Source organism: Oxynema mangrovii CENA135 (assembly GCF_016632315.1).
Classification (GTDB): domain Bacteria; phylum Cyanobacteriota; class Cyanobacteriia; order Cyanobacteriales; family Laspinemataceae; genus Oxynema; species Oxynema aestuarii.
Map to the genome: position 1 here is coordinate 632,802 of NZ_JAEOXH010000001.1, position 22,728 is coordinate 655,529.

The 22,728-nt window shown below is 46.3% G+C and carries 17 protein-coding genes and 1 CRISPR repeat array; of the genes, 12 read left to right on the top strand and 5 right to left on the bottom strand.

Translation table 11 applies throughout. The features are described from left to right. The first annotated feature begins 41 nt into the window (after positions 1-41). Positions 42-1,320: a CRISPR direct-repeat array (repeat unit 37 nt; unit sequence GTTTCAATCCCCTTACGGGGAGTTGGGCATAAGTGAC). Between the two features lie 312 nt (positions 1,321-1,632). Next, on the bottom strand, positions 1,633-2,655 hold the full coding sequence (gene dusA / locus JJD41_RS02505) for a tRNA dihydrouridine(20/20a) synthase DusA (RefSeq protein WP_200664567.1): 1,023 nt from the start codon (positions 2,653-2,655) through the stop codon (positions 1,633-1,635). Between the two features lie 297 nt (positions 2,656-2,952). On the opposite strand from dusA, the gene JJD41_RS02515 reads away from it, so the two are divergent. The 6 genes from JJD41_RS02515 (at position 2,953) to JJD41_RS02540 (ending at position 11,812) form a co-directional block, all read left to right on the top strand. Further along, positions 2,953-3,969, top strand: a complete 1,017-nt coding sequence (locus JJD41_RS02515) for a sulfate/molybdate ABC transporter ATP-binding protein (protein WP_200664569.1) — start codon at positions 2,953-2,955, stop codon at positions 3,967-3,969. A gap of 247 nt (positions 3,970-4,216) precedes the next feature. Beyond that, a complete protein-coding gene (locus JJD41_RS02520) occupies positions 4,217-5,242 on the top strand; it encodes a sulfate ABC transporter substrate-binding protein (RefSeq protein WP_200664570.1) in 1,026 nt (341 codons plus the stop codon). A 46-nt stretch (positions 5,243-5,288) separates the two neighbouring features. Continuing rightward, entirely contained in the window at positions 5,289-6,329 is a 1,041-nt protein-coding gene (locus JJD41_RS02525) for a sulfate ABC transporter substrate-binding protein (protein WP_200664571.1), read from the top strand. A 58-nt stretch (positions 6,330-6,387) separates the two neighbouring features. Continuing rightward, positions 6,388-7,185 (top strand): sulfate ABC transporter permease subunit CysT, encoded by a 798-nt coding sequence (gene cysT, locus JJD41_RS02530; protein WP_200664572.1) that lies wholly within the window; start codon positions 6,388-6,390, stop codon positions 7,183-7,185. After that, complete coding sequence (gene cysW / locus JJD41_RS02535) at positions 7,178-8,038, top strand: sulfate ABC transporter permease subunit CysW (protein WP_200664573.1); 861 nt, start codon at positions 7,178-7,180, stop codon at positions 8,036-8,038. The genes cysT and cysW overlap by 8 nt, the downstream gene beginning before the upstream one ends. Positions 8,039-8,110: 72 nt before the next feature. Then, positions 8,111-11,812 carry an ATP-binding protein gene (locus JJD41_RS02540; protein ID WP_200664574.1) on the top strand — a complete coding sequence of 1,234 codons (3,702 nt, stop codon included), beginning with the start codon at positions 8,111-8,113 and terminating at the stop codon, positions 11,810-11,812. Between the two features lie 37 nt (positions 11,813-11,849). Here the strand turns inward: JJD41_RS02540 and uvrC are convergent, their stop codons facing one another. Beyond that, positions 11,850-13,724: an excinuclease ABC subunit UvrC gene (gene uvrC, locus JJD41_RS02545; protein WP_200667013.1), complete on the bottom strand. Its 1,875-nt coding sequence runs from the start codon at positions 13,722-13,724 to the stop codon at positions 11,850-11,852. 65 nt (positions 13,725-13,789) lie between these two features. After that, positions 13,790-14,926 (bottom strand): succinylglutamate desuccinylase/aspartoacylase family protein, encoded by a 1,137-nt coding sequence (locus tag JJD41_RS02550; protein WP_200664575.1) that lies wholly within the window; start codon positions 14,924-14,926, stop codon positions 13,790-13,792. Positions 14,927-15,215: 289 nt separating this feature from the next. Between JJD41_RS02550 and grxC the strand changes: the two genes are divergently transcribed. The 3 genes from grxC to JJD41_RS02565 all read left to right on the top strand — a co-directional run bounded on the left by grxC (position 15,216) and on the right by JJD41_RS02565 (position 18,023). Continuing rightward, entirely contained in the window at positions 15,216-15,485 is a 270-nt protein-coding gene (grxC, locus tag JJD41_RS02555) for a glutaredoxin 3 (protein ID WP_168570517.1), read from the top strand. Positions 15,486-15,630: 145 nt separating this feature from the next. Further along, positions 15,631-16,614, top strand: coding sequence for a glutathione synthase (gene gshB, locus JJD41_RS02560; protein ID WP_200664576.1), 984 nt, complete (start codon positions 15,631-15,633; stop codon positions 16,612-16,614). A gap of 281 nt (positions 16,615-16,895) precedes the next feature. Further along, positions 16,896-18,023 carry a Gfo/Idh/MocA family protein gene (locus JJD41_RS02565; RefSeq protein ID WP_200664577.1) on the top strand — a complete coding sequence of 376 codons (1,128 nt, stop codon included), beginning with the start codon at positions 16,896-16,898 and terminating at the stop codon, positions 18,021-18,023. An 80-nt stretch (positions 18,024-18,103) separates the two neighbouring features. On the opposite strand, the gene JJD41_RS02570 is transcribed toward JJD41_RS02565, so the two are convergent. Continuing rightward, positions 18,104-18,565: a VOC family protein gene (locus JJD41_RS02570; RefSeq protein ID WP_200664578.1), complete on the bottom strand. Its 462-nt coding sequence runs from the start codon at positions 18,563-18,565 to the stop codon at positions 18,104-18,106. Positions 18,566-18,603: 38 nt separating this feature from the next. Beyond that, positions 18,604-19,080: a DUF4079 family protein gene (locus JJD41_RS02575; RefSeq protein WP_200664579.1), complete on the bottom strand. Its 477-nt coding sequence runs from the start codon at positions 19,078-19,080 to the stop codon at positions 18,604-18,606. Between the two features lie 133 nt (positions 19,081-19,213). Here JJD41_RS02575 and JJD41_RS02580 point away from each other — a divergent pair, with 133 nt between their 5' ends. From JJD41_RS02580 to JJD41_RS02590, 3 genes are all read left to right on the top strand, one after another. Continuing rightward, on the top strand, positions 19,214-20,791 hold the full coding sequence (locus tag JJD41_RS02580) for a DEAD/DEAH box helicase (RefSeq protein ID WP_200664580.1): 1,578 nt from the start codon (positions 19,214-19,216) through the stop codon (positions 20,789-20,791). An 83-nt stretch (positions 20,792-20,874) separates the two neighbouring features. After that, positions 20,875-21,291 carry a secondary thiamine-phosphate synthase enzyme YjbQ gene (locus JJD41_RS02585; RefSeq protein WP_200664581.1) on the top strand — a complete coding sequence of 139 codons (417 nt, stop codon included), beginning with the start codon at positions 20,875-20,877 and terminating at the stop codon, positions 21,289-21,291. A gap of 59 nt (positions 21,292-21,350) precedes the next feature. Then, positions 21,351-22,565 (top strand): DUF790 family protein, encoded by a 1,215-nt coding sequence (locus tag JJD41_RS02590; protein ID WP_200664582.1) that lies wholly within the window; start codon positions 21,351-21,353, stop codon positions 22,563-22,565. The last annotated feature ends 163 nt before the right edge of the window (positions 22,566-22,728 follow it).

The following is a 22,728-nucleotide window of genomic DNA, read 5'->3' on the forward strand; positions in this document are numbered from 1 at the left end:
GAGGGGTTTGGTAACCAAACCCCTACAGGACATTCCTTCGGGTTTCAATCCCCTTGCGGGGAGTTGGGCATAAGTGACTAAAGTGTACTCTCCCGAATGTAACTGGTTCTCAGAGGAATCTCCTGAGTTTCAATCCCCTTACGGGGAGTTGGGCATAAGTGACTGAGTACGATGAACAGTGGGAAAGCTGTAAGGAAGTCATTCCGTTTCAATCCCCTTACGGGGAGTTGGGCATAAGTGACGATTGTGGGGATAGAATCCTTTACGCTTCTCTAGAAGACCAGTTTCAATCCCCTTACGGGGAGTTGGGCATAAGTGACTTGATGCAGAGGAGATCTTCCTGGCTCCTTCAGAGGTGTTTCAATCCCCTTACGGGGAGTTGGGCATAAGTGACCTAAGTTACTATCTCGCTTGGAAGAATTAGGTGTAAGGTTTCAATCCCCTTACGGGGAGTTGGGCATAAGTGACTTACCTTTCAATATCAATCTTCCTATCAAGGGAGAACTGTTTCAATCCCCTTACGGGGAGTTGGGCATAAGTGACTCGGAAAGTACTTATGAATATCGATTCCATTTGGGATCAGTTTGTTTCAATCCCCTTACGGGGAGTTGGGCATAAGTGACCCGAGTCGTATGTATGGTCACCCCAGTCCCTTAAATAAGTTTCAATCCCCTTACGGGGAGTTGGGCATAAGTGACTTTATTATTTGAATAGCTAAAGAGAAGTCTTCTCGATGTTTCAATCCCCTTACGGGGAGTTGGGCATAAGTGACGGAAGATGGACACCGGGAGACATTCAACCATATGGATGCGTTTCAATCCCCTTACGGGGAGTTGGGCATAAGTGACGGAAGATCCGAATACCCTTTAAGTATTTAGGCAATCAAAGGTTTCAATCCCCTTACGGGGAGTTGGGCATAAGTGACTTCTGTAATCACTACAACTCCTCGTAACAGTAACGGTGAAGCTGTAAGGTTTCAATCCCCTTACGGGGAGTTGGGCATAAGTGACTGTGTGCTACAACTGGAACCCCAATAAAGAAGGGTTCAAGGTGTTTCAATCCCCTTACGGGGAGTTGGGCATAAGTGACAGAGTTACCCGCTCAGTTCCCTGAGAATAATGAGTACAGTTTCAATCCCCTTACGGGGAGTTGGGCATAAGTGACAGATGATCTCTAAAGCAACCTCCCCAATAGGTTTCATATCATTAGTTTCAATCCCCTTACGGGGAGTTGGGCATAAGTGACAGATTGGATGAAGCGGGAACGTACCTGGTGGGCTGAAGGTTTCAATCCCCTTACGGGGAGTTGGGCATAAGTGACCCTATGCCATTGAAACCCTTGCTGTATCTGGTTTTCAAGGTGCGTTTGCGCCAGAGTACGGAGACCGTCCGTTACAAAACTTAACGCTTTGTTTTAGCGACTGAGGATTTGCCCAAAATCGGGCAAAAACGAGGAAGAAGGTAATCACGACACCGTAACTGCGGAAAAAACAGATAAGGCTCGCTGCCAATCCCTTAATCGCTGTATCCAACCATAAAGCTCTTTCCGTCATCGGTCAACCCTCGCGCAAACAATCGTTACAAAAACCCCGATCGCCCGACCTGAAGCCGATCGCGCCCACTGCCGACCCCCTTATCCCCGAGGAACCCGAATGAGGGCTTCACAAATCACTGCCGATCCGGCCCCGGGACGACAGGCGTGCTCGCTGATGTGGCGCTTCCAGGCGCGCGACCCCGGCTGTCCGGCAAACAGTTGCAACAGGTGACGGCTCATTTTGTGCAAGCGCACCCCGGCGCCCACCCAGCGATCGATATAAGGCACCATCCGTTCCACCACCTCGTGACGGGTCGGCGGCGCCGAGGCTACCCCGAAAATAGCGCGATCGCACGGCGCGAATAAATAAGGATCGTCGTAAGCGGCCCGTCCGACCATCACCGCATCGACCTGCTGCAACTGCTGCTCGATTTGCGCCACAGTTTTAATCCCGCCGTTGATTTCGATCCACAAATGCGGAAACTCCTGCTTCAACCGATAGACATCGGCGTAACGCAACGGCGGCACATTGCGATTTTCCTTGGGATTCAACCCCGACAACCACGCCTTGCGCGCGTGGACCGTGAAGCGACGACAGCCCGCCCCGGCGACCACCGACACAAAGTGAGCCATGTCCTCGTAGCGGTCGCGATCGTCGATCCCGATCCGGTGTTTGACGGTTACGGGTAAGCGCGTCGCCGCCCGCATCGCCGCTACCGCCTCCGCCACCCGTTCCGGTCGAGCCATCAGACAGGCGCCGAAATTGCCATTCTGCACCCGAGAACTGGGACAACCGACGTTTAAATTGAGTTCGTCGTAACCGAAATCTTCGGCAATTCGGGCGCATTCCGCCAATTCGCGCGGGTCGTCGCCGCCAATTTGCAGTGCAAGCGGTTTTTCTTCCGGGGAAAACCCCAGGAGGCGATCGCGATCGCCGTGAATAATTGCCGCCGAGACCACCATTTCGGTATACAACAAAGTCTCGCGGGTAATTTGACGCATGAAATAGCGGAAGTGGCGATCGGTCCGATCCATCATCGGCGCCACACTCAAGGGACGGCCCGCCGGGCGATCGTCGGGGGAGTGGAGGACGGAAGCAGAACGGGGAAGGGTTGAGGTCATTTTGATTTGAGATTTTAGATCCTTATTGATTTTAGATTGTTTTGATTTTAGATCTTTGGGTGGGAACGGTCGATATACGTTGCAAAGCTAATACAAAATTGAATTAATTTTTTCAAAAAAACGGGAGACGGGCGATCGGGCGATCGCCGGGGTATGCTATAAAAGTACAGTATCCCGACTAATTTACCGTAGATTCTGACCGAGGCGATCGTCCCGTCTCGGCCAACTTGTGGATCTCGTGTCACAATTAAGTTAGGGAAAACGACTTTTAAATCACTCCCTGAGAGGTCACCAATCGTGGGTATTGTTGTTGAAAACGTCTCGAAACGATTCGGAAATTTTGCCGCCGTCGATTCCGTCAGTTTGACCGTAAAAACGGGCTGCCTGATGGCCTTACTCGGCCCGTCCGGTTCGGGAAAATCCACCTTATTGCGCTTGATTTCTGGCTTGGAAACCCCGGATAGCGGCAAAATTTGGCTGATCGGCCAGGATGCCACCTACCAAAGCGTCCAAGAGCGCAATATCGGTTTCGTTTTCCAGCATTACGCCCTATTTAAACATCTGAGCGTTCGGCAAAACATCGCCTTCGGGCTGGAAATTCGGAAAATGCCCAAAGCGAAGGTCAAACGGCGCGTCGAACAACTGCTCGATTTAATCCAATTAGAAGGTTTGGGCGATCGCTACCCCAACCAACTCTCCGGCGGTCAGCGACAACGGGTCGCCTTGGCCCGGGCCCTCGCCGTCGAACCCCAAGTGTTGCTCCTCGACGAACCTTTTGGCGCTTTAGATGCAAAAGTTCGCAAAGATTTACGCGCTTGGTTGCGCCGCCTCCACGATGAAGTCCACGTCACCACGGTGTTCGTCACCCACGACCAGGAAGAAGCGATGGAAGTCGCCGACGAAATCGCCATTTTCAATCAAGGTCACATCGAACAAGTCGGGTCCCCCTCGGAAATTTACGATCGCCCCGCCACGCCGTTCGTGATGAGTTTCATCGGTCCGGTCAACGTTTTACCCAGTCATTCGCGCATTTTCCAAGATCGGCCCGTCGATGGCGCCGGAAAACAGGTGTTCGTTCGCCCTCACGATGTAGCCGTCGCCCCCGTCGCCAGCGACAACAGCGCCCCGGCGCGCGTCGTGAGAATCGTCAATCTCGGTTGGGAAATTCAAGCGGAACTGCAACTCGATGACGGTCAGATGGTGGTCGCCCATTTAAGCCGGGAACGGTTCGACGAACTCAATCTCGAACCGCAACAACGAGTCTTCGTGAGTCCCAGAGAAGCAAAATCGTTTCCCCTGCATTATTCGATTTAATTTGGCTAATTCTCCCTGATTTTAGCTTAAATTCCTCTTTTTTAACCGATTATCTCGCTTCAGATCCGGTTTCTCTTTTCAAAGAGAGCGCGCGGGGGGCAGCCCGGTTGGCTCTTCTCTCATTTCCCTCTCTCATTTCCTCCCTGGTGGGATTGCATTTCTATCTCAAACCATGTAAAATCGACCCTCGTCATTGTTAACCCCATAATCTCGACCGATTTACCGTAGATTAAAAGGAAAAGCACTCATGAATTGGCATCGTTCTATCGCTCTATTGCTGGTCGGAACCTTTTCCGGCGTGGCGATCGCCGCCTGCACCGGGGGCGATCGATCCTCCGAAAATTCCCTCGAATTGACCCTAGTTTCTTATGCCGTCACCCGCGCTGCTTATGAAAATATCATTCCTAAATTTACTGCGGAATGGAAAGAAAAACACGGCCAAGATATCACCTTCACTCAAAGTTATGGCGGTTCTGGATCCCAAACTCGTGCCGTAGTTGACGGTTTAGAAGCGGATATCGTCGCCCTCGCCTTAGCCTTAGATACTCAAAAAATTGAAGAAGCCGGACTGATCGATCCGGGCTGGGAAAATGAAGCGCCGAATGGGGCGATCGTTCATAAATCCGTCGCCGCTTTAGTCACCCGAGAAGGCAATCCCAAACAGATTAAAACCTGGCAAGATTTAGCCAAACCAGATGTCGCCACCATTACCGCCAATCCGAAAACCTCCGGGGGCGCGCGCTGGAATTTCCTCGCCTTATGGGGTGCCGTAACCCGCACGGGAGGCGACGAAACGGCAGCCGGAAACTTCGTCACTCAAGTTTTTGAAAACGTCCCCATCTTACCCAGAGATGCCCGGGAATCGAGCGACGTTTTCTTCAAACAAGGTCAAGGAGATGTGTTAATTAACTATGAAAATGAGGTAATTTTAGCCGCAATTAACGGTCAAAAACTTCCCTACGTTGTTCCCGATGTCAATATTTCTATTGATAATCCGATCGCCGTGGTCGATGCCAATGTAGACCGACATGGAACCCGGGAAGTCGCCGAAGCTTTCGTCGAATATTTGTTCACGCCAGCAGCACAACGGGAATTTGCTAAGGTCGGCTTTCGTCCCGTCGATGCCAGTGTCGCTGAAGAGTTTAAAGAGCAATATCCGGAGGTGAAGACTTTATTTACTGTTGAGGATTTAGGCGGCTGGGATAAGGTGCAAACTCAATTCTTCGATGAAGGAGCATTTTTCGATCGAATGCTCGCCGAAATTAATCGCTAAGGTTCAGGGATATTGCGGATATGAATGGCAATTTCGGGTTTTGAAAATGAACAAAAATCGCTTTTACTGGCGAATTTTCCCAGCGCTGACTTTGGGAATCGGGACAGTTTTAATCGGGGCGATCGCGGGGTGTTCGCCCTCGGGAAATTCGGGGAACACGGTAGAGTTGACCCTCGTATCTTACATGGTGACTCATGCCGCTTACCAGCACATTATTCCCCAATTTGCCGAGCAGTGGCAGCGCGATCGCGGTCAAACCGTGGTCGTTCGTGAAAGTTACGGCGCCTCTGGAAACCAGACCCGGACGGTGTTACACGGATTGGAAGCCGATGTCGTCGCCCTCGCGTTGACCCTCGATATCCGGCAAATTGAGAAAGCCGGACTGATCGATCCGGGGTGGGAACAAGAGGCGCCAAATGGGGCGATCGTGACGCGATCGGTTCCAGCCCTGGCCGTTCGCGAGGGCAATCCCCAGCAAATTAAAACATGGGCGGATTTAGCAAAACCCGGGGTGACTGTCCTGACGCCCAACCCGAAGACCTCCGGTGTCGCTCGTTGGAATTTCCTCGCTCTCTGGGGTTCGATAACGCAAACGGGGGGGAGTCCGGAAGAAGCTTTGCAATTTACCCGCAATGTATTTGCCAACGCTCCCGCCTTGCCGAAGGACGCGCGCGAAGCGACGGATATTTTCTTTCGCGACCATCGCGCCGACGTGCTGATTAATTACGAAAACGAGTTGATTTTAGCACAATTAAACGATCGCCCGATTTCTTACTTCGTTCCCGAGGTCAACTTGGCGATCGAACATGCGGTCGCCGTGGTCGATCGCAATGTCGAAGCCCACGGCAATCGAGAAGTCGCCGAAGCTTTTGTGCGATACCTGTTTACGCCGGAAGCTCAACGGGAATTCGCCAAAGTCGGTTTTCGTCCCGTCGATCCCACGGTGGCGGCAGAGTTTAGCGACCGCTATCCCCCAGTGAATCGTTTATACACTATCGAAGATTTAGGCGGTTGGGATGCCTTACAAGCCCAGTTTTTCGACGAAGGGGGGATCTTCGATCGCATTGAAGCGGCGATCGGCCCTTAAATCCGTTGCTAAATACCATGCAAAACCAACGTAAAACAACGTGAAATAACCTGAAATAATGAAACATATTTCTTGGCCGTGGCGGATAACTTTCGGCTACATGACCATCATGTTACTGTTACCGATTGCCGCTTTATTCCTCAGTGCTTCTACCAAAGGATTCGCCGAATTTTGGCGAATTGCGACCAGTCCGATCGCGATCGCCGCTTACGATGTTACCTTTATCACCGCCTTACTCGCTGCCGGACTCAATGGTATTTTTGGCACCTTAATCGCTTGGGTTTTAGTGCGTTATGAATTCCCATTCAAGCGAATTGTCGATGCGACGATTGACTTACCTTTTGCCCTTCCCACGGCGGTTGCCGGATTGAGTTTGGCAACAGTTTACAGTGAAAATGGTTGGATCGGTTCTTTACTCGCACCCTTTGGGATTAAAATTGCGTTTACGCGATTGGGAGTTTGGGTCGCGATGCTGTTTATTTCTTTACCATTTGTGGTCAGAACGTTGCAACCTGTATTGCGAGAAATTGAACCCGAGATCGAAGAATGTGCCTGGTGTTTGGGGGCATCGAAAAGCCAAACCTTTTGGCGAGTTCTTCTCCCTCAAATGATTTCGCCTATTTTAATCGGTGTCGCCTTGGGATTTTCAAGAGCAGTCGGTGAATACGGCTCGATCGTGATTGTCGCGTCCAACATTCCTTTTAAAGATTTAATTGCTCCCGTTTTAGTGTTTCAACGCTTAGAACAATACGACTATTACGGAGCAACGGTTATCGGTACGGTTTTGTTAGTTGTTTCGTTGCTTATTTTATTAGCTATCAATTTTTTACAAGCTTGGGGAAGACGCTATGCATGAAGTCAATCAAACTCGATCTGATTTAGCGATTTATCACTCTCAAAAATCGATTGAGTGGGGAAGAAAAATTGCAATTGTTCTCGCGATTATTTACCTCGCTTTAGTGTTATTTATTCCGGCAATTAATGTATTTTTTCAGGCATTTCGTAAAGGGGTTGCTCCTTTTCTCCATAATCTCGCGGAACCTGCGTTTTTACATGCCGTTACTTTAACCGTAATTGTGGCTGCTATTGTGATTCCAATTAATACAATTTTTGGATTATGTGCGGCTTGGGCGATCGCCCGCGATAAAATTCCGGGACGAACCTTAATTACTAGCGTCATTGACTTACCCTTTTCCGTCTCTCCGGTGGTGGCGGGATTGGCGATTGTTTTGCTTTACGGACGCAATGGATGGTTTGCTTCGATCCTCGATTTTGCCAACATTAAAGTGATTTTTGCCCTTCCCGGCATCGTCATTGCCACTTTGTTTATCACTTTGCCCTTCGTCGCCCGTTCCGTGATTCCCGTTCTCGAAGAAACAGGCGCCGACCAAGAAGAAGCGGCGAAAACCCTCGGCGCCACAGACTGGCAAATTTTCTGGCGCGTCACCTTACCTAACATTCGCTGGGGTTTACTCTACGGACTGATTCTCACAAATGCGCGCGCGATGGGCGAATTTGGGGCCGTCGCCGTCGTTTCCGGGAATATTATCCGCAAAACCCAAACCCTGCCTTTATTTGTCGAGGAAGCGTACAAGCAATATCAAACCCAAGCCGCCTTTTCGGCGGCGGTGTTGCTGTCGTGTCTCGGGGTCGTCACTTTAGTTCTCAAGGAAATTTTGGAACGCAAAACCAAAATTGAAGACCTTTGATAACACCGGGTGTATGATTTAAAGAGATCTTTTAAAGAGATCTTTTAAACAGATGCGATCGGGTGTGAGACCGTGGAAGAATTAGGGCGCTTCTTTGAGGTGGGCTTCAATATCGGCATTTTGGCGGAGATCGAACGTCGCAATCTCCGCCATCCTTTCGGTTCGTGTTACCGACAGGAGTTAGCAAGTCTCAGGTTATCGAAAATTGTCCGCCGAATTGTTAAGAAATATGAGGCGATCGCCCCTCAAAATGTCGCGATTGTCACTCAATGGACGCAGTTTTTTTTACTCAAAGGATTTGTATCGGGATTAAACTTTTTTCGAGAATATTTAAAGGCTACCAATTGGAGCGATCGCCAACTTCAACAACTAGAAATTCTTTACTATCAATGCAATTTTGGTAACGACAACACGGTAGGAACTTCCCAAAAAACCCATAGAGATCGAATACGGGACTATTTCGCTCAATTAGGGATGGCAGAAGAAAGCGATCGCCTCAACCTGCAGTACAAAGGTAAAGGCCAATTTTTGCAAGCCGATACTCTTTTATGGTTGCGTCATCGTCAAAAACACCGGATTGTTTGTGTCGATTTATCCGTATTTTCGGTCAAATCCGCCGCCGATTTAGTTCCCCTCGACGAAATCGAAATATTGCGACAGCTACTCGCGACTGAAATCAAGTATTTGCGATCGAAAAGTGTGTTTTCCAAACTGCGGATCGATACCGGACAGCAAGAAGATTTTGACTTGCACTTTTCTCAAGATTTAAGGCGCTATTTTACCGCTTTTAAGCGTAAAGACAAAGAAAGTGCTAAATTAATTCAAGCCGGATCTTACACGTATAGTTTTTATCAGTTTTTGCAAAAACTCGGTCGTTTAGACAATGCAAAATCGGTTATTTTAAATGTTGTCGGCTACAGCGATCGCCAGATTAGTAATTTATCGATCTCTCCCGAAAATATCGATCTTTTAAAAACTTGCGCCTATATTTATAAAAACGAACCATCAGACGCTCAAATTAAAGAGACACGACATCAAGTATTAGAGATCGTTCGGCGTAATGCAGCCAAAAGTTTTGAAAATGGAACTGATTTAGTCAATCAATTATTAGATATTTTGTCTAATAATTCAGCCAATGGTATTTCTCAAGTTGTTCATCAAGAACATCTCGATAACTTTGTCAATTCCATTGGGATTGTAGGCGACGATCTCGCCGATCGCCTGCAAGTGGAAAGAGGGAGTCAATTGCGATCGGCGCACGCTCAACTTATTGAAAAAGCTCTTAATTCCGACGATATTTATTTATTTTTAACGGGAAATCCTGGGATCGGTAAAACAACGGCGATCGCCAATTTCTTAAAACAACATTTTGATGAAGGCTTTTTGTTTTTATATATCAGTCCGCGAAAACAAGTAAATTTAGATATTATTGAAAAATTTAAAGATGAAACTAGCAATTTATGCGACGATCGTCTTTTCTGTATTACTAGCAACTCGGTCATTATCAAAGAAAATAACGGCCTCAAAACAGTTCTCTATCACGCCAATAAAAACCAAAATAATTTCACAGTAAACACCGTCAATTTTATCCCAATCAACGATCGAAGTTCCAATTCTAAAAAGTCGGAACGACCCACTTCGTTACACCAACCCCGACAAGATACCATCTGTAGTTTAAAAAATCGAAGTTCTGGAGTTTTACAGAGTTTATGTGAAGCTATTAATGGCATTCTTATTCAAGAAATTTCTAACCATACAATTGCTACAGTTGCCATTCAGTCTTTACGTATGACTGGCGAAGAGTCTTCGACATTAACCCATCTCGATCGCATTTTTGCTAGTGCCTACAATAGTAGAGAACAGCGAGTTATTCCTGCAAAAATGGCGGCAATATCGCGACGAATTAAACATTTGTTTATCGCGATCGATGAGATTACAGGAGATGATAGTGGGGTTAGCTTTTTTAAAGGAATTCGCGAGTTTATCGATAAATTTAATCTAACTGAATATGGATTTAATCTTAAAATTATTGTTGCCGATGCTTCAATTGTCGATTCTCAAGTCATCGAACAACATCTATCCGATTCTTCACCGGAACTGGATAAAATATATGTTCGGCGCACGAAATCGGATATAGAACCGCTTTCCGTACAGGAATTTAATTTTAAAAATAAGAAAGCGCGATCGATTAACACCAATTCTTATCCCGCGTCCAGTTTAGATTTAACTTACAAAGTTTTTCTGGAAACCATCGAATTTTCGCGAAATCCTTTTAAATACGATGCTAATAATGCGCTAGTTTCGAGTATCCAAGAGAGTATTTTTCAAGATATCTGCAATCTACTCGATCGCGAGGGTTCGGCGCAAATCTTAGTTTATATCCAGGACAAACGACGATTGCAGCAACTGATCGAACAGTTAAAAAATCAGCGCAAACGATTTCAATACGGTTCTGACTATTTAGAAATTCATGCAAATTTATCCGATGCAGAAAAATCGCTCATCCAACAATACAAACAAGATGCAAAAGTTATTTTTATGACCTCTTCGGCGAGTCGTGGCTTATCCTTCCCAAAAGCACGACATATTTTAGTAGATATTCCTCAATTTCAAATTGAAAGAAACTTGATGGAAGTTATCCAAGTGATTTATCGCGCGCGCGGGAATTACTGGGAAAATGGAGAATTAAAGACTCTCGATAATTTGAGCAAAGAGATTGTTTTCTATTTAGGAGATCGCGCCATTTATTATCCTGGGGATTCCGAGAGTCATTCCGAGGAAGAACTCAAGTTATCTAAAGCTTTTTCACGTCAGGAAAGCTTACTGAATATCTTAAATATTCTGTTGATTCTCAAAGTTTCGATTTTAACGCGAATTGTCGGCGCGGGACGCCTCGGACGCAAGAAAGATTACAGCATTATTCCAATTGGTGGTAAATCTGTATCGGCGTCAGGAATGACATTTACCGATCGCATGGCGAATTTAATCCGTCAGTTAAAAAACGAACATCGCCGCCTTCCCAGTCACCAACAACTTAAAAGAGTTTATACCAGTTTAGAAAAGTTGCTCGGTGATGCAGAATTTGTTTTAGATAAGCGTTCTCAAAAAGATTTTAAAGAAACTTATTTATCTTTAAAGAATTCTTTTTTCTCTAAATTTGTGAAAGCTTGCGATCGCTTCGATCGCCTCCTGGATTTAAAAGATATAGAAACGGGCTATTTAAACGGAAATTTGCTCGTCGTTCCCATCTCAAATCGTCGATTAGAAGAAAGTTACACGATTGCTTTAGAAACACAAATTAAGCGATATGCAACGCCAGATTTAATCGAAGATATGCGCGCGATCGGACGCAATCGGCAATATCCCGAAAACTTACAAACGGCGATCGAAGATGGCGCACTCGAACTCATTGAATTACTCGAAAGCGAGCGATCGCAAAGTCAGTCTTTAGAGCTCAATAGTGCGGACAGCGATCGCTATTATGCAATTCCTTTATTTGCATTTGTCAGTTCGGAAACTTTACGCGATTATTTTCAAAATTACCCCCGAGACCTGGAAGAACATCGGCGATTTAGAAGTTTGCTCTCCAGGTACGTTCGTTGTTTGTACCCCGTTTATCATACCTTACCGATTGGCTATAAATATGAAGAATTTCCCTTTTTAATTTTTCGCAGTTATAGCTTGGAACAAATGCGCTACAAAATGTTTGCCGATCGCTATTTACTCCGTTCTCATGAATTGAATGTTTTAAACTTGATTTTGGCTAAAGAATAATATAACAATTCTAAGCTGTTTCTCTTTTAATAACACTTCATGGATGGAAATACTCGTAAATTTGGCGGGCAAGACGCGGACCGATGCCGGGAACTTCGGCGATTTGTTCCGGTGTTGCGACTCGAAGATAATCGATCGAGTGAAAATGTGCGAGTAATTGTTTTTGTCGCTGAAAGCCGAGTCCCGGGATCTCGTCCAAGCGCGATCGCCGCATTCGATCGCCCCGTTGCTGGCGGTGGAACGTGACGGCAAAACGGTGTGCTTCGTCGCGAACGCGCCGCAATAGCCGAACTCCCGGCTGTTCGGGATCGCTGGCAACTGGGGCGGATTCGCCGGGTCGAAAGATTTCTTCACGTTGCTTAGCCAAACTCACGACGGTGAGTAGATCGGCAATCTCCAGTTGTTCTAGCACTTCGATGACGGCAGAAAGTTGACCTTTGCCGCCATCGATCGCCACCAGATCGGGCCAGTCCGATGCATTTATACAGCGATCGCGATCGCCGCGACTGTGGCGAAAACGCCGACCGAGAACTTCTGCAAGGCTGGCAAAGTCGTCAGAGTGACCCGATCGCACCTCCGGATTCCGAATTTTGTAGCGACGATAATGCTGTTTGGCGGGCATTCCATCGACGAACACCACCCGAGAGGCCACCGCATCGGAACCCTGAATGTGAGAGATATCGTAGCACTCGATCCGGCGCGGCCAATCCGGTAAATCCAGTAATTCCGCCAAATCTTGCAAGGCTTCGGCGTTGCGATCTCTCTGACGCTGCAAACGCTGCAACTCGTATTCTGCATTACGTTCGACCATTTCGAGCAAATCCGCTTTCGTCTGACGTTGGGGGGTGACGATCGCCACTTTTCGACCTTTACGATCGCCCAACCATTCTGCTAACATAGGGCCGTCGGTTAAGTCGGATTGCACTAAAATTTCCGTGGGAATTTCCACCGATTCAACATATTGGTAATGTTCCTCTAAAACACGCTGCAAAATTTCCCCCGATTCGGCATTTTCTGCACTGGCAACGAAGCCGAGACGTCCGACTAATTGTCCTGCTCGAATTTGGAATAATTGAATACAGGCATGGTGTCGATTTTTAGCTAAGGCGATCGCGTCGCGGGAGATGCGATCGTCGGGTAAAGCCACTTTTTGATCGCTATTTAACGAGTTTAATCCAGCAATACGATCGCGCAATTTAGCTGCTTGCTCGAAGTTCAATGCTTCTGCTGCTTGTTGCATTTGTTCGCTTAAAATGCCGACCAAATCTTCCGTTCGACCTTGAAAAACCATCGCCACTTTTTGAACAATTTGACGATAGTTTTCTGGAGAAATGAGCTGCTGACAGACCCCGGGACAGCGCCCGATATCGTAATTCAGACAGGGACGATTTTTGAAAAGTGGTTGCGGACGCTGGCGTAACGGGAAAATTTGTTTGACTAAATGGAGGGTATTGCGCAACGCCGTACTATCGACATAAGGGCCATAATAGCGGTCTTTACGATTGCCCAGTTTCCGCTTGCGAGTAATAAAAATTCTCGGGTAATCTTCCGACCAAGTAATACATAAATATGGGTATTTTTTATCATCTTTAAGTAAAACATTAAAAGGGGGTTGATGTTGTTTGATTAAATTCGCTTCTAAGGCGAGGGATTCGGCTTCAGTGTCCGTAACAATAAACTCAATTTCGCAAACTTGCTGCACCATTAAAGCAATGCGCGGACTCAGTTGTTGCGAATCTCTAAAATAAGAACGAACCCGCGATCGCAGTTTCTTAGATTTACCGATATAAAGAATGCGATCGTTGTTGTCTCGCATGAAGTAAACCCCAGGAACTGGCGGGATTTCTTTGAGTCTGCTTTCCAAGCGATCGGGGTCTTTAATGAGGGGAACTGTTGATAGTGAAGAAGTCATCATTTCTTAAAATCTTACCAAATTTACTGACAACATCGATCGCGAGTTAAAACGATCGCCTTTTTCTAATTATCTTCAAAAATCGATAAAACATAATCAGATTGATTGACCGATTCATTGACAGAAATATCGTAAATTACACCATCACGTTCGGCTTCGATCTCGACTTCAGTGGGACATTTGCCGTTCTTATGAAAACTCAGGAGGGTATAGAGGCGATCGCCTGCTTTGACAACGCTTCCGAGAGGCAGGCGATCGCGCAAAATACCCCCAGCAACAGCGTGATATCTTCTCAATTGATGTTTTTGAAAAAACTGGACTTGATGCTGGCGGGTTTCTGCCAGTGGAAAACCGGGAATAGTTAACATTTGCTTCCCTACTAAATAGTTTTTAATACCCCGAACGCCTTTTGCTACCGATTGGGGATTGACTTCCATTCCACCCCCTAATTCTAAAGTCCAGGATTCGAGATCGAAAATAATCTTTCTGCCTTGTTTAGCCAACGCTTTTTCTAAAGCAAGCCACGGTTTTAGAAAAGCTTCATCAAAGGTGTAGCCGTCGTAGCTTTCTAGGAAGATCCCACGATCGATTAAAAAATATTTGGCACTTTCTTCGCGATCGTGGAAACAATAAAAATAATCAATCGTTCGATTGGAGGAACTATGGCAGTCAATAACGTAGTTGGCATCTAAGCATAACGATTGTAGCAAATATCGATAACGCTTGTGGAGGGGAACGCCCGAAGCTGAATCGAGATTGCGATGATGGCGCTTGAAAGTTGTTTGAATGAGTTTTAAGTATTCTTTGCGAATAGTTTCAACTTCTAATTCACAAAAATCTCGGGCAACTTCATCGAGATCGTGACCGACTTTATGATAATCCCAAAAAATTCGATTCCAATCTCGACCGTCGTAGGGATTGTAACGACCGCTTGAAAAATGGTGCGATCGCGCATTCATGGCCATTGGATTACAGGCCGGAACGATAACAACTTCGCCTTCAAGCTGACTGCGATCGAGGGATTGGAGAAAATTAATTAATTCGTGAAGAACGGCATTTCCAGAAATTTCACAACCGTGTAAATTTGATTGTAAGTAAGCCTTTTTCCCAGGGCGATCGCCTCGAAAATGATAAATTTGAAGGGATAAATAATCGCCAGAAGCGAGTTGTAAAATAGGGAGACTTGAAATTTCAGGAAGCACGAAATTAAATTCCTTTTAACAGGTTACAATACAAAATAATACGCGGGATCTGTGCGATCGAGTGATGGAGTGCAATGATTCGATCTTGCCATCTTCAAACTTAACTGAAATTGGCCAATGTAAGCATTTGCAATTGCCTCTAAATTCAACAAATAAAGAGTAATTTCTCAATTTTGACGGTCGATTTCCGCGAACTCGGGACGATCTGCGCGAGACGTGCAGCTTGACTGCAAATCCCGTTATACTACAATTTAGTTAAGAAATGTTACTGCAACACGAGTGAACCCCGATGAATCCTAACGTAGAAATTTACACCTGGAGCAGTTGTCCGTTTTGCTTGCGCGCCAAAGCGCTGCTCAAGGAGAAAGGTGTCGAATACGAGGAATACGTCCTCGATGGCGACGAGGAGGGACGGGACAAAATGGCCCAACGCGCCAACGGACGCCGTACCGTTCCGCAAATTTTCATCGACGATCGCCACATCGGGGGGTGTGACGACCTTTACGCGCTCGATTCTCAAGGCGAACTCGACCCCTTACTGACAGAAAAGTCGGCTTAGTTGTCGCCTTCACCTACTTTTTCAAGTCTTCGGCGATCGCCGCACGCGCGATCGCTTTTTTGCGTCAATTTAACGCTTAAATAAAAGTTAGGTCAACTAACCCCCTAACTCGATCTTAACTTCAATCTAAACAGGGAGAATCGGCGTGAAACTTGCCTTTATTATCGACCCCATCGAAAAACTCGATCCTACTCACGATACGAGCGTGGCTCTGATGGAAGCGGCGCAAGAAATGGGACATGAAGTATGGATAACTCAAGCGGGTTTGTTGAGTGTTATTGAGGGTAAAGCTTGCGCCTTACTCGATCGGGTTTACTTGAATCCCGTACAGTTAGTAGACGGTCGATGGGTCAAGCCGCATTCATGGTATGAAATTAAACCCGGCAGTTTTCAACCTTTAGAAGAAATGGATGCGGTGTTCATGCGAACCGATCCCCCCGTGACCATTCCTTATCTCTATGCTACTTACATTCTCGACGCGATCGATCCGGCGAAAACCCTGACAGTTAACGCACCGCAAGGCATTCGAGCGGCGAATGAGAAAATGTATGCCTTGCAATTTCAATCGGTAATTCCCGAAACAATTGTTAGCGAAAGTAAAGTAGTTATTCGTAATTTTGTTTCTAAAAAAGGCTCGGCAGTGTTAAAGCCTTTGGGAGGCAAAGCCGGAGAAGGAATTTTGTTTTTAAGGCCGGATGATGCTAACTTAAATTCTTTGATCGAGATCAGTACCAAACAGGGAAAAGAACCCGTAATGGTACAAACTTATTTACCTGAAGCTCGCCAGGGAGACAAGCGAATTATTCTGCTCGATGGTGAGGCAATCGGAGCCATTAACCGGGTTCCGAGTGGGGGAGAATTCCGGGGAAATATGGCAGTTGGCGGACAAGTTGTCAAAACAGAGATTACCGATCGCGATCGCGAAATTTGCGAAATAGTCGCGCCGAAATTGCGATCGGACGGCTTGTATTTTGTCGGTTTAGATGTCATTGGCGGTTATCTTACAGAAGTGAACGTCACCAGTCCCACGGGAGTGCGAGAAATCGATCGCTTTGCGGAAGATGAAACTCGTTTGGGTGAGTTAACGATTCGCTGGGTTGAGGAAAAAGTGAAGTCTCTACAAGGCTAAAGTTTTCTCTAGTTTTCAAGAGCAAATCGTACATATAAGGCGGGCATTTTGCCCGCCCCCTAAAAGCATTTTTTGTCTGGTCTACTGACGGGTGATTTTTGGTTTCTAGCGCTCAAGATTCGCGCAAAATTTCCAACTTACAAATTCTCATTTCTCTCTGATTTGCTAGATCGATCCACGAAACGATGCAAATCGATCGGATAATAGTTTACGAACGAACTCAAATTATTATAGTATTTTGACAATTCCAATCTATCGTTATTTTCGAGAAAATTTGACTGATGACTAATTTAAGCAAAGCGAATTCGGGAACGATTGGCGTGGCGATCGTCGGGACGGGATTCGGGCAAAAAGTCCATATTCCCGCCTTTCAAGCGCATCCGCGCACGGAAGTTGTCGCCGTTTACCATCGCGATATCGATAAAGCGACGGCGATCGCCCAAAAACACGGCATTGCCAAAGCCTGCGACACGATCGCCGATTTAGTCAATTTGCCAGAAGTGCAAGCGGTCAGTATTTCGACTCCACCCTTTTTACATTATGAAATGGCGAAAATAGTGTTAAATGCAGGCAAGCATTTACTGTTAGAAAAACCGACCACACTTAACGCCACTGAAGCCAAAGAATTACATCAAATTGCTCGAACCAATGGTTCCATCACTGCAATGGATTTTGAGTTTCGTTGCGTCCCCGCATGGCAACAGTTTAAACAACTCATTGATGAGGGATATTGCGGTACGCCTCGACTGATTAAAATTGATTGGTTAGTAGCGAGTCGTGCTAACTCCGAACGTCCTTGGAATTGGTATGCTCAAAAAGAGAAAGGTGGCGGTGCATTGGGGGCGATCGGATCCCACTGTTTCGATTACATTTATTGGCTATTTGGTCCGATTCGTCGCCTGTCCGGGCTGTTGACTGTCGGCATTCCCGAACGCCCCGATCCGAGTGCGGGCGGACAATTAAAGCCCGTGGATGCTGACGATACGTGTGTCATTACACTCGAACTCGCAGACGACAGTCCCTGTCAGGTAAATTTGAGTTCGGCGACTTACGCCGGACGCGGCCACTGGGTCGAAGTTTACGGGAGTCGCGGCACCTTAGTTCTGGGTAGCAGCAACCTCAAAGACTACGTTCACGGCTTTGAACTTTGGGGCGCCCCGGCTGGGGAGGGTCTTCAAAAAATAGAAATTCCCCAAAATTTAGCGTTTCCTAAAACTTACGATGACGGTCGAATTGCGCCCTTAGTTCGCCTGATCGATCGCTGGGTACAAAGCATTGATGCGGGACAAGCTTTTACCCCTTCATTGCGAGAAGGAACTTACTCTCAATTATTGATGGATTTAACCCATCAATCTAACGATCGCCGAACTTGGGTTGACGTTCCCAACTTAGACGATTTCTTGAGATAATTCCACACCCTAAACCTCCTCATCCGTAGGGACACGGCATTGCCGTGTCCTAATTTTTCCATGATTTTACCCGATAATTTCTAAACAGCATTGCAGCGAATTTCTACAATAAATCCATCGGGGTCGTAAACGTAAATTCCGCGTCCAGTTGGACGAGTAACTGGGCCGTGGTCGATGGGAACGTCGCGCGATCGCAACACCTCAACCGCCTCATCAAATAAACTCGGATCGATATCAAAAGCTAAATGATTTGCCCGGGTAAAAGGGCGAGTTGGATCGGGATCGGGCGGCGATAAATTCGGTTCGTAAAATAAATCGATAACCGTTCCATCTGGGGTGACAAAATTGCTAACTTTTCCCGATGCGACTAACTCCCGTAAAGTGCTGGGAACTTCTTCCCCTTGGAGTTCGTGCAATCCTAATATTTCACCGTAAAAATGCCGGGAGGCTTGTAAATCTTTAACATTAAAAGCGATATGGTGAACTCGTCGCAAACTTCCCGGCGCGATCGCCCCTTTTGAGCTTAAATTTTCAGATTGCATTTCGATCTCCTTTCTCTTTCAACTTTATTTCCACTCAATTAAAATAAAAACAACTGTTGTAAAACCTGCCATCCGGAGACGAACTGGGCAATCAATAAAATCACGACAATTCCATTTAAAGTTAAATGAACTGGACTCGCCCAAGTTCGCTGTCGAAATAATAACATGACTAACGCACTCACGGCTAAAATGAACATTAAACCTACTGCAAATAACTGATGGAGATAGTCATAAACAATACCATTGAGAACGAGTAAAGAGGCGATCGCCATCCCAGCGCACCACACGATAAAGGTCATCCATAACAAAGCCATTCCCAAACGTTGGTGTTGTTGCATTAACTGAAACGTTCCGGGAACGTCGTGACCGCTTTTACCGAGTCGGGCGCGACGGTAACGCCAGCCGAAAACACCCACGATTCCCGCTAAAATCAAAAGCAAAAAACCAGCAATAGGATGCAGTAATGCCAGGGTATAACTGACGATCGCCCGGTCGAGTAAAGCTTGAATTTTCATGTTTTAAAATCGTGAGAATTGTCGGTTAAAGTTGATTTGTGGGATCGAATAAGTCTCAAACTTAACTTAAAATTGTTCCCAGTTTTCCCCTCATCCTTTAAAATAATTAAGGGACTGGTAATTTGAGGAAGTGATGGCCCGCACACCGATTCTAAAATACGATCGCGGTACGTTGACAATCCACCCGCCGCCGAGAGGGAAAGCGTGGATCGATTTTGCCACGTGGGACGATCGCGTGGAAAAATATCGGATTCCGGCCATCCACTACCGCAATTTTGTAGAAGCATTGCAAGGTGAAGGTTCGGAATTTACCGACGAAGCCCGCGCCTTTGAACCCTTAGAACTGGTTCCGGCGATCGAAATGCCGCCCTATCCCCACCAAGCGGAAGCCCTCCAAGCGTGGAAAAAGGCCGGACGATGCGGGGTTGTGGTGTTACCGACGGCGGCGGGGAAGACCTATTTAGCGCAGTTGGCGATGCAGGCGACGCCGCGAACGACCTTGATTGTGGTGCCCACCCTGGACTTGATGCATCAGTGGTACGCCCATTTAGAGGCGGCATTTCCCGATGTCGAAGTCGGGTTACTCGGGGGAGGATCGCGCGATCGCACGCCAATTTTGGTGTCAACTTACGATAGTGCGGCCATTCATGCAGAATCTTTAGGCGATCGCTACGCTTTGGTCATTTTTGACGAATGTCACCACTTACCGACGGATTTTAACCGGGCGATCGCCGAATATACGATCGCGCCCTACCGCCTGGGACTGACCGCTACCCCAGAGCGATCGGACGGCAAAGAAAGCGATCTCAACGCCTTAATCGGATCGCAAGTTTATCGCAAAACTGCGGAAGAATTGGCCGGAGGCGCCCTCGCCGATCATGAAATCGTGCAGATTAAAGTCAATCTTTCCCGACAAGAACGCGATCGCTACGACCATTTAATTCAAGTTAGAAACAACTTTTTAAAATCCGCGAATATTTCCCTCGGTAGTATCAAAGGATGGCAAAACTTCGTGATGGCTAGCGCGCGATCGCAAGCGGGAAGACGCGCCATGTTAGCCCATCGAGAAGCGAAAGAAATCGCCCTCGGAACCGACGGCAAAATTCGCCTTCTCGCCGATCTTTTGGCGCAACATCATCCCGAACGCATTTTAATTTTCACCGCCGACAATGCCACAGTTTATCGCATTTCTCAAGAATTTTTAATCCCCGCCCTCACTCACCAAACTCCGGTTAAAGAAAGACATGAAATTCTCAGCCGTTTTAAAACCGGAGAATATAAAAATATTGTCGCGTCCCACGTGTTAAACGAGGGGGTGGACGTTCCCGACGCTAAAATCGCGATTCTGCTGTCTGGAACGGGTTCCGCCCGCGAATATATTCAACGACTCGGGCGGGTATTACGCAAAGGCAGTGAAACAAACAAACAAGCTATTTTGTATGAAGTGATCGCCCAAGATACCGCCGAAGAAGGCACCTCAAAACGGCGCCGTCGCGGGACAACTGTAGCGACAGGAAAACCGAAAAAAGCCAAGAAAAAAGATCGCGGCGACTACCGTCAGTTAGAATTAATCAAAAGCGATCGCCCTTCTCCGTCTCCTTCCCCGTCTCCTTATGAAGTTAAAAAAGCACCGCAAAAGCGGGCAGCCGAAAAAACAGAAAAGTGGGAAGAAAAGCTGAATTCAGAGACAAGCGATCGCCCCGACAACTAAGTAACGTTCAAATTACTTAATTTATTGCCGAACGAACCAAAATTCGATATCCTAAAACTAGACTCACTCCTCTCTCAATTAACATGGTTCATCAAGAAAATATTGTCATTTCAACCAACAAAAATGGCGACATGCACGACTTGACCGATGCGGTCAATCGAATCGTCAAACAGTCCGGAATTAGAAGCGGAATGGTCAACATTTTTAATGTCGGAAGTACCGCATCCGTGGGGACGATTGAATTTGAACCCGGACTTCAACGAGATTTACCAGAAATGCTCAATCGTTTGATTCCTCCCAGTCGGGACTACGGACACGAACAAACCTGGCATGATGGAAACGGACATTCTCATTTACAAGCGACTTGGTTGGGACCTTCGTTAACCGTTCCCGTCCGTAATGGCAAACTTGAATTGGGGACTTGGCAGCAAATTTTTCACCTCGAATGCGATATTAAACCCCGTCGCCGAACCATTCTCGTAACCATTTACGGCGAATAGAAATTGACAGAAACAAGTCGGGCATACATCAATAATCTTAATAATATTGAATTAAAATCATGTTACCGACCGACTTATTAAGTTTTCGCTATTATGGCGAAACCATTGCCCCCAAAAAGCTAGAAATCGACGATCGCAACTTAGCAACAGCCCGCCAACTGATCCAATGTTTTCAAGAGGCGCAAGGTTGCACCCAAGGAGATCTAGACTACCAATTACAAGACCTCGAAGGTGACAGTCCGGACTATCGGATTAAACGAGGATTGGCGCATATTCTCAAAAGTAATTTAAGTACCTTTGCAGTCGTCAGTCCTCTCGAACCGCAAGAATTACGGCAGCGCGTTTTTACCCTCGCCGCCACAACGGTTCCCTGCAAAGAATCCACCGTAATTACTCTCGAAAAACTTGCCCATCAACTCTCTAAAGAGTTAAAACGAGAAGTGCTTCCCGTCGAAATTAAAGCGGGACTGTACTCGGATTTGAACGAAAATAAAATACTGACCGAGTTCGACTGTCCCACCCCAGAAGCCTTGCTACATCGCTATAATTTATCGCAAGTTCAAGGGGTATTTTATCGGGCAACTGCTATTAAAATTACGGCCCATCGCAACGATCCGGGAGAATATAAACTTTTGTTTCGCTATTTAAAATTGTTTCAATTAATGGCGTATATCGAAGGAGATGCAGACTACGGTTTTACGATTACGATTGACGGACCGACGAGTTTATTTAAACCGAGTACCCGTTACGGACTGGCGTTAGCGAAAATGTTGCCCGCTTTACTCCACGTGACTAAATGGAGTTTAGAAGCGAATTTACAAACCCGAGATCCGTTTAGTGGAAATTGGAAACAGGGACGATTTAGCCTCAATTCCGAGTGCGATTTAGTCAGTCATTATCCTCCGGGAAAAACTTATGATAGTGCGTTAGAAGAGTCTTTTGTCGATCGCTGGAATTCCAGCAAAACCGAATGGAAACTCGAACGAGAAGTCGATTTAATTCCGATTCCCGGTAGCGTGATGATTCCCGATTTTCGTTTAGTCCATCCCGACGGGCGATCGATGTTATTAGAAATTGTCGGATATTGGCGTCCGGAATATTTACAGAAAAAATTTGCTCAAGTTCGCAAGTCTCAATGCGATAATTTAATTTTGGCGGTTTCGGAACGTTTGAATTTGGAAAAAGCGGGGGTTAAAGTGAAAGATGTTCCCGTTCCGATTGTTTGGTTTAAAGATAAACTTTTGCCGAAACAGGTTTTGTCTGTTTTAGAATAAGCGATCGATGAATTTGTGCCGATCTAGGAATAAGCTATTTCTCTATTTTTCTTTTGAAATGCACAAATTCAAATTTATAAATGCATAGATGTAAGTGTAAAGAGTCAGACAAGATTTCTTTCTATTCTAGCATGATTTTCTATAGTACTTTTAGAATAAATTG

What these genes read in the sequence shown, in the direction of transcription:
- dusA (WP_200664567.1), bottom strand. Translation starts at nt 2,655, where the DNA reads ATGACCTCAACCCTTCCCCGTTCTGCTTCCGTCCTCCACTCCCCCGAC.
- JJD41_RS02520 (WP_200664570.1), top strand. Translation starts at nt 4,217, where the DNA reads ATGAATTGGCATCGTTCTATCGCTCTATTGCTGGTCGGAACCTTTTCC.
- JJD41_RS02525 (WP_200664571.1), top strand. Translation starts at nt 5,289, where the DNA reads ATGAACAAAAATCGCTTTTACTGGCGAATTTTCCCAGCGCTGACTTTG.
- cysT (WP_200664572.1), top strand. Translation starts at nt 6,388, where the DNA reads ATGAAACATATTTCTTGGCCGTGGCGGATAACTTTCGGCTACATGACC.
- cysW (WP_200664573.1), top strand. Translation starts at nt 7,178, where the DNA reads ATGCATGAAGTCAATCAAACTCGATCTGATTTAGCGATTTATCACTCT.
- uvrC (WP_200667013.1), bottom strand. Translation starts at nt 13,724, where the DNA reads ATGACTTCTTCACTATCAACAGTTCCCCTCATTAAAGACCCCGATCGC.
- grxC (WP_168570517.1), top strand. Translation starts at nt 15,216, where the DNA reads ATGAATCCTAACGTAGAAATTTACACCTGGAGCAGTTGTCCGTTTTGC.
- JJD41_RS02565 (WP_200664577.1), top strand. Translation starts at nt 16,896, where the DNA reads ATGACTAATTTAAGCAAAGCGAATTCGGGAACGATTGGCGTGGCGATC.
- JJD41_RS02570 (WP_200664578.1), bottom strand. Translation starts at nt 18,565, where the DNA reads ATGCAATCTGAAAATTTAAGCTCAAAAGGGGCGATCGCGCCGGGAAGT.
- JJD41_RS02575 (WP_200664579.1), bottom strand. Translation starts at nt 19,080, where the DNA reads ATGAAAATTCAAGCTTTACTCGACCGGGCGATCGTCAGTTATACCCTG.
- JJD41_RS02580 (WP_200664580.1), top strand. Translation starts at nt 19,214, where the DNA reads ATGGCCCGCACACCGATTCTAAAATACGATCGCGGTACGTTGACAATC.
- JJD41_RS02585 (WP_200664581.1), top strand. Translation starts at nt 20,875, where the DNA reads ATGGTTCATCAAGAAAATATTGTCATTTCAACCAACAAAAATGGCGAC.
- JJD41_RS02590 (WP_200664582.1), top strand. Translation starts at nt 21,351, where the DNA reads ATGTTACCGACCGACTTATTAAGTTTTCGCTATTATGGCGAAACCATT.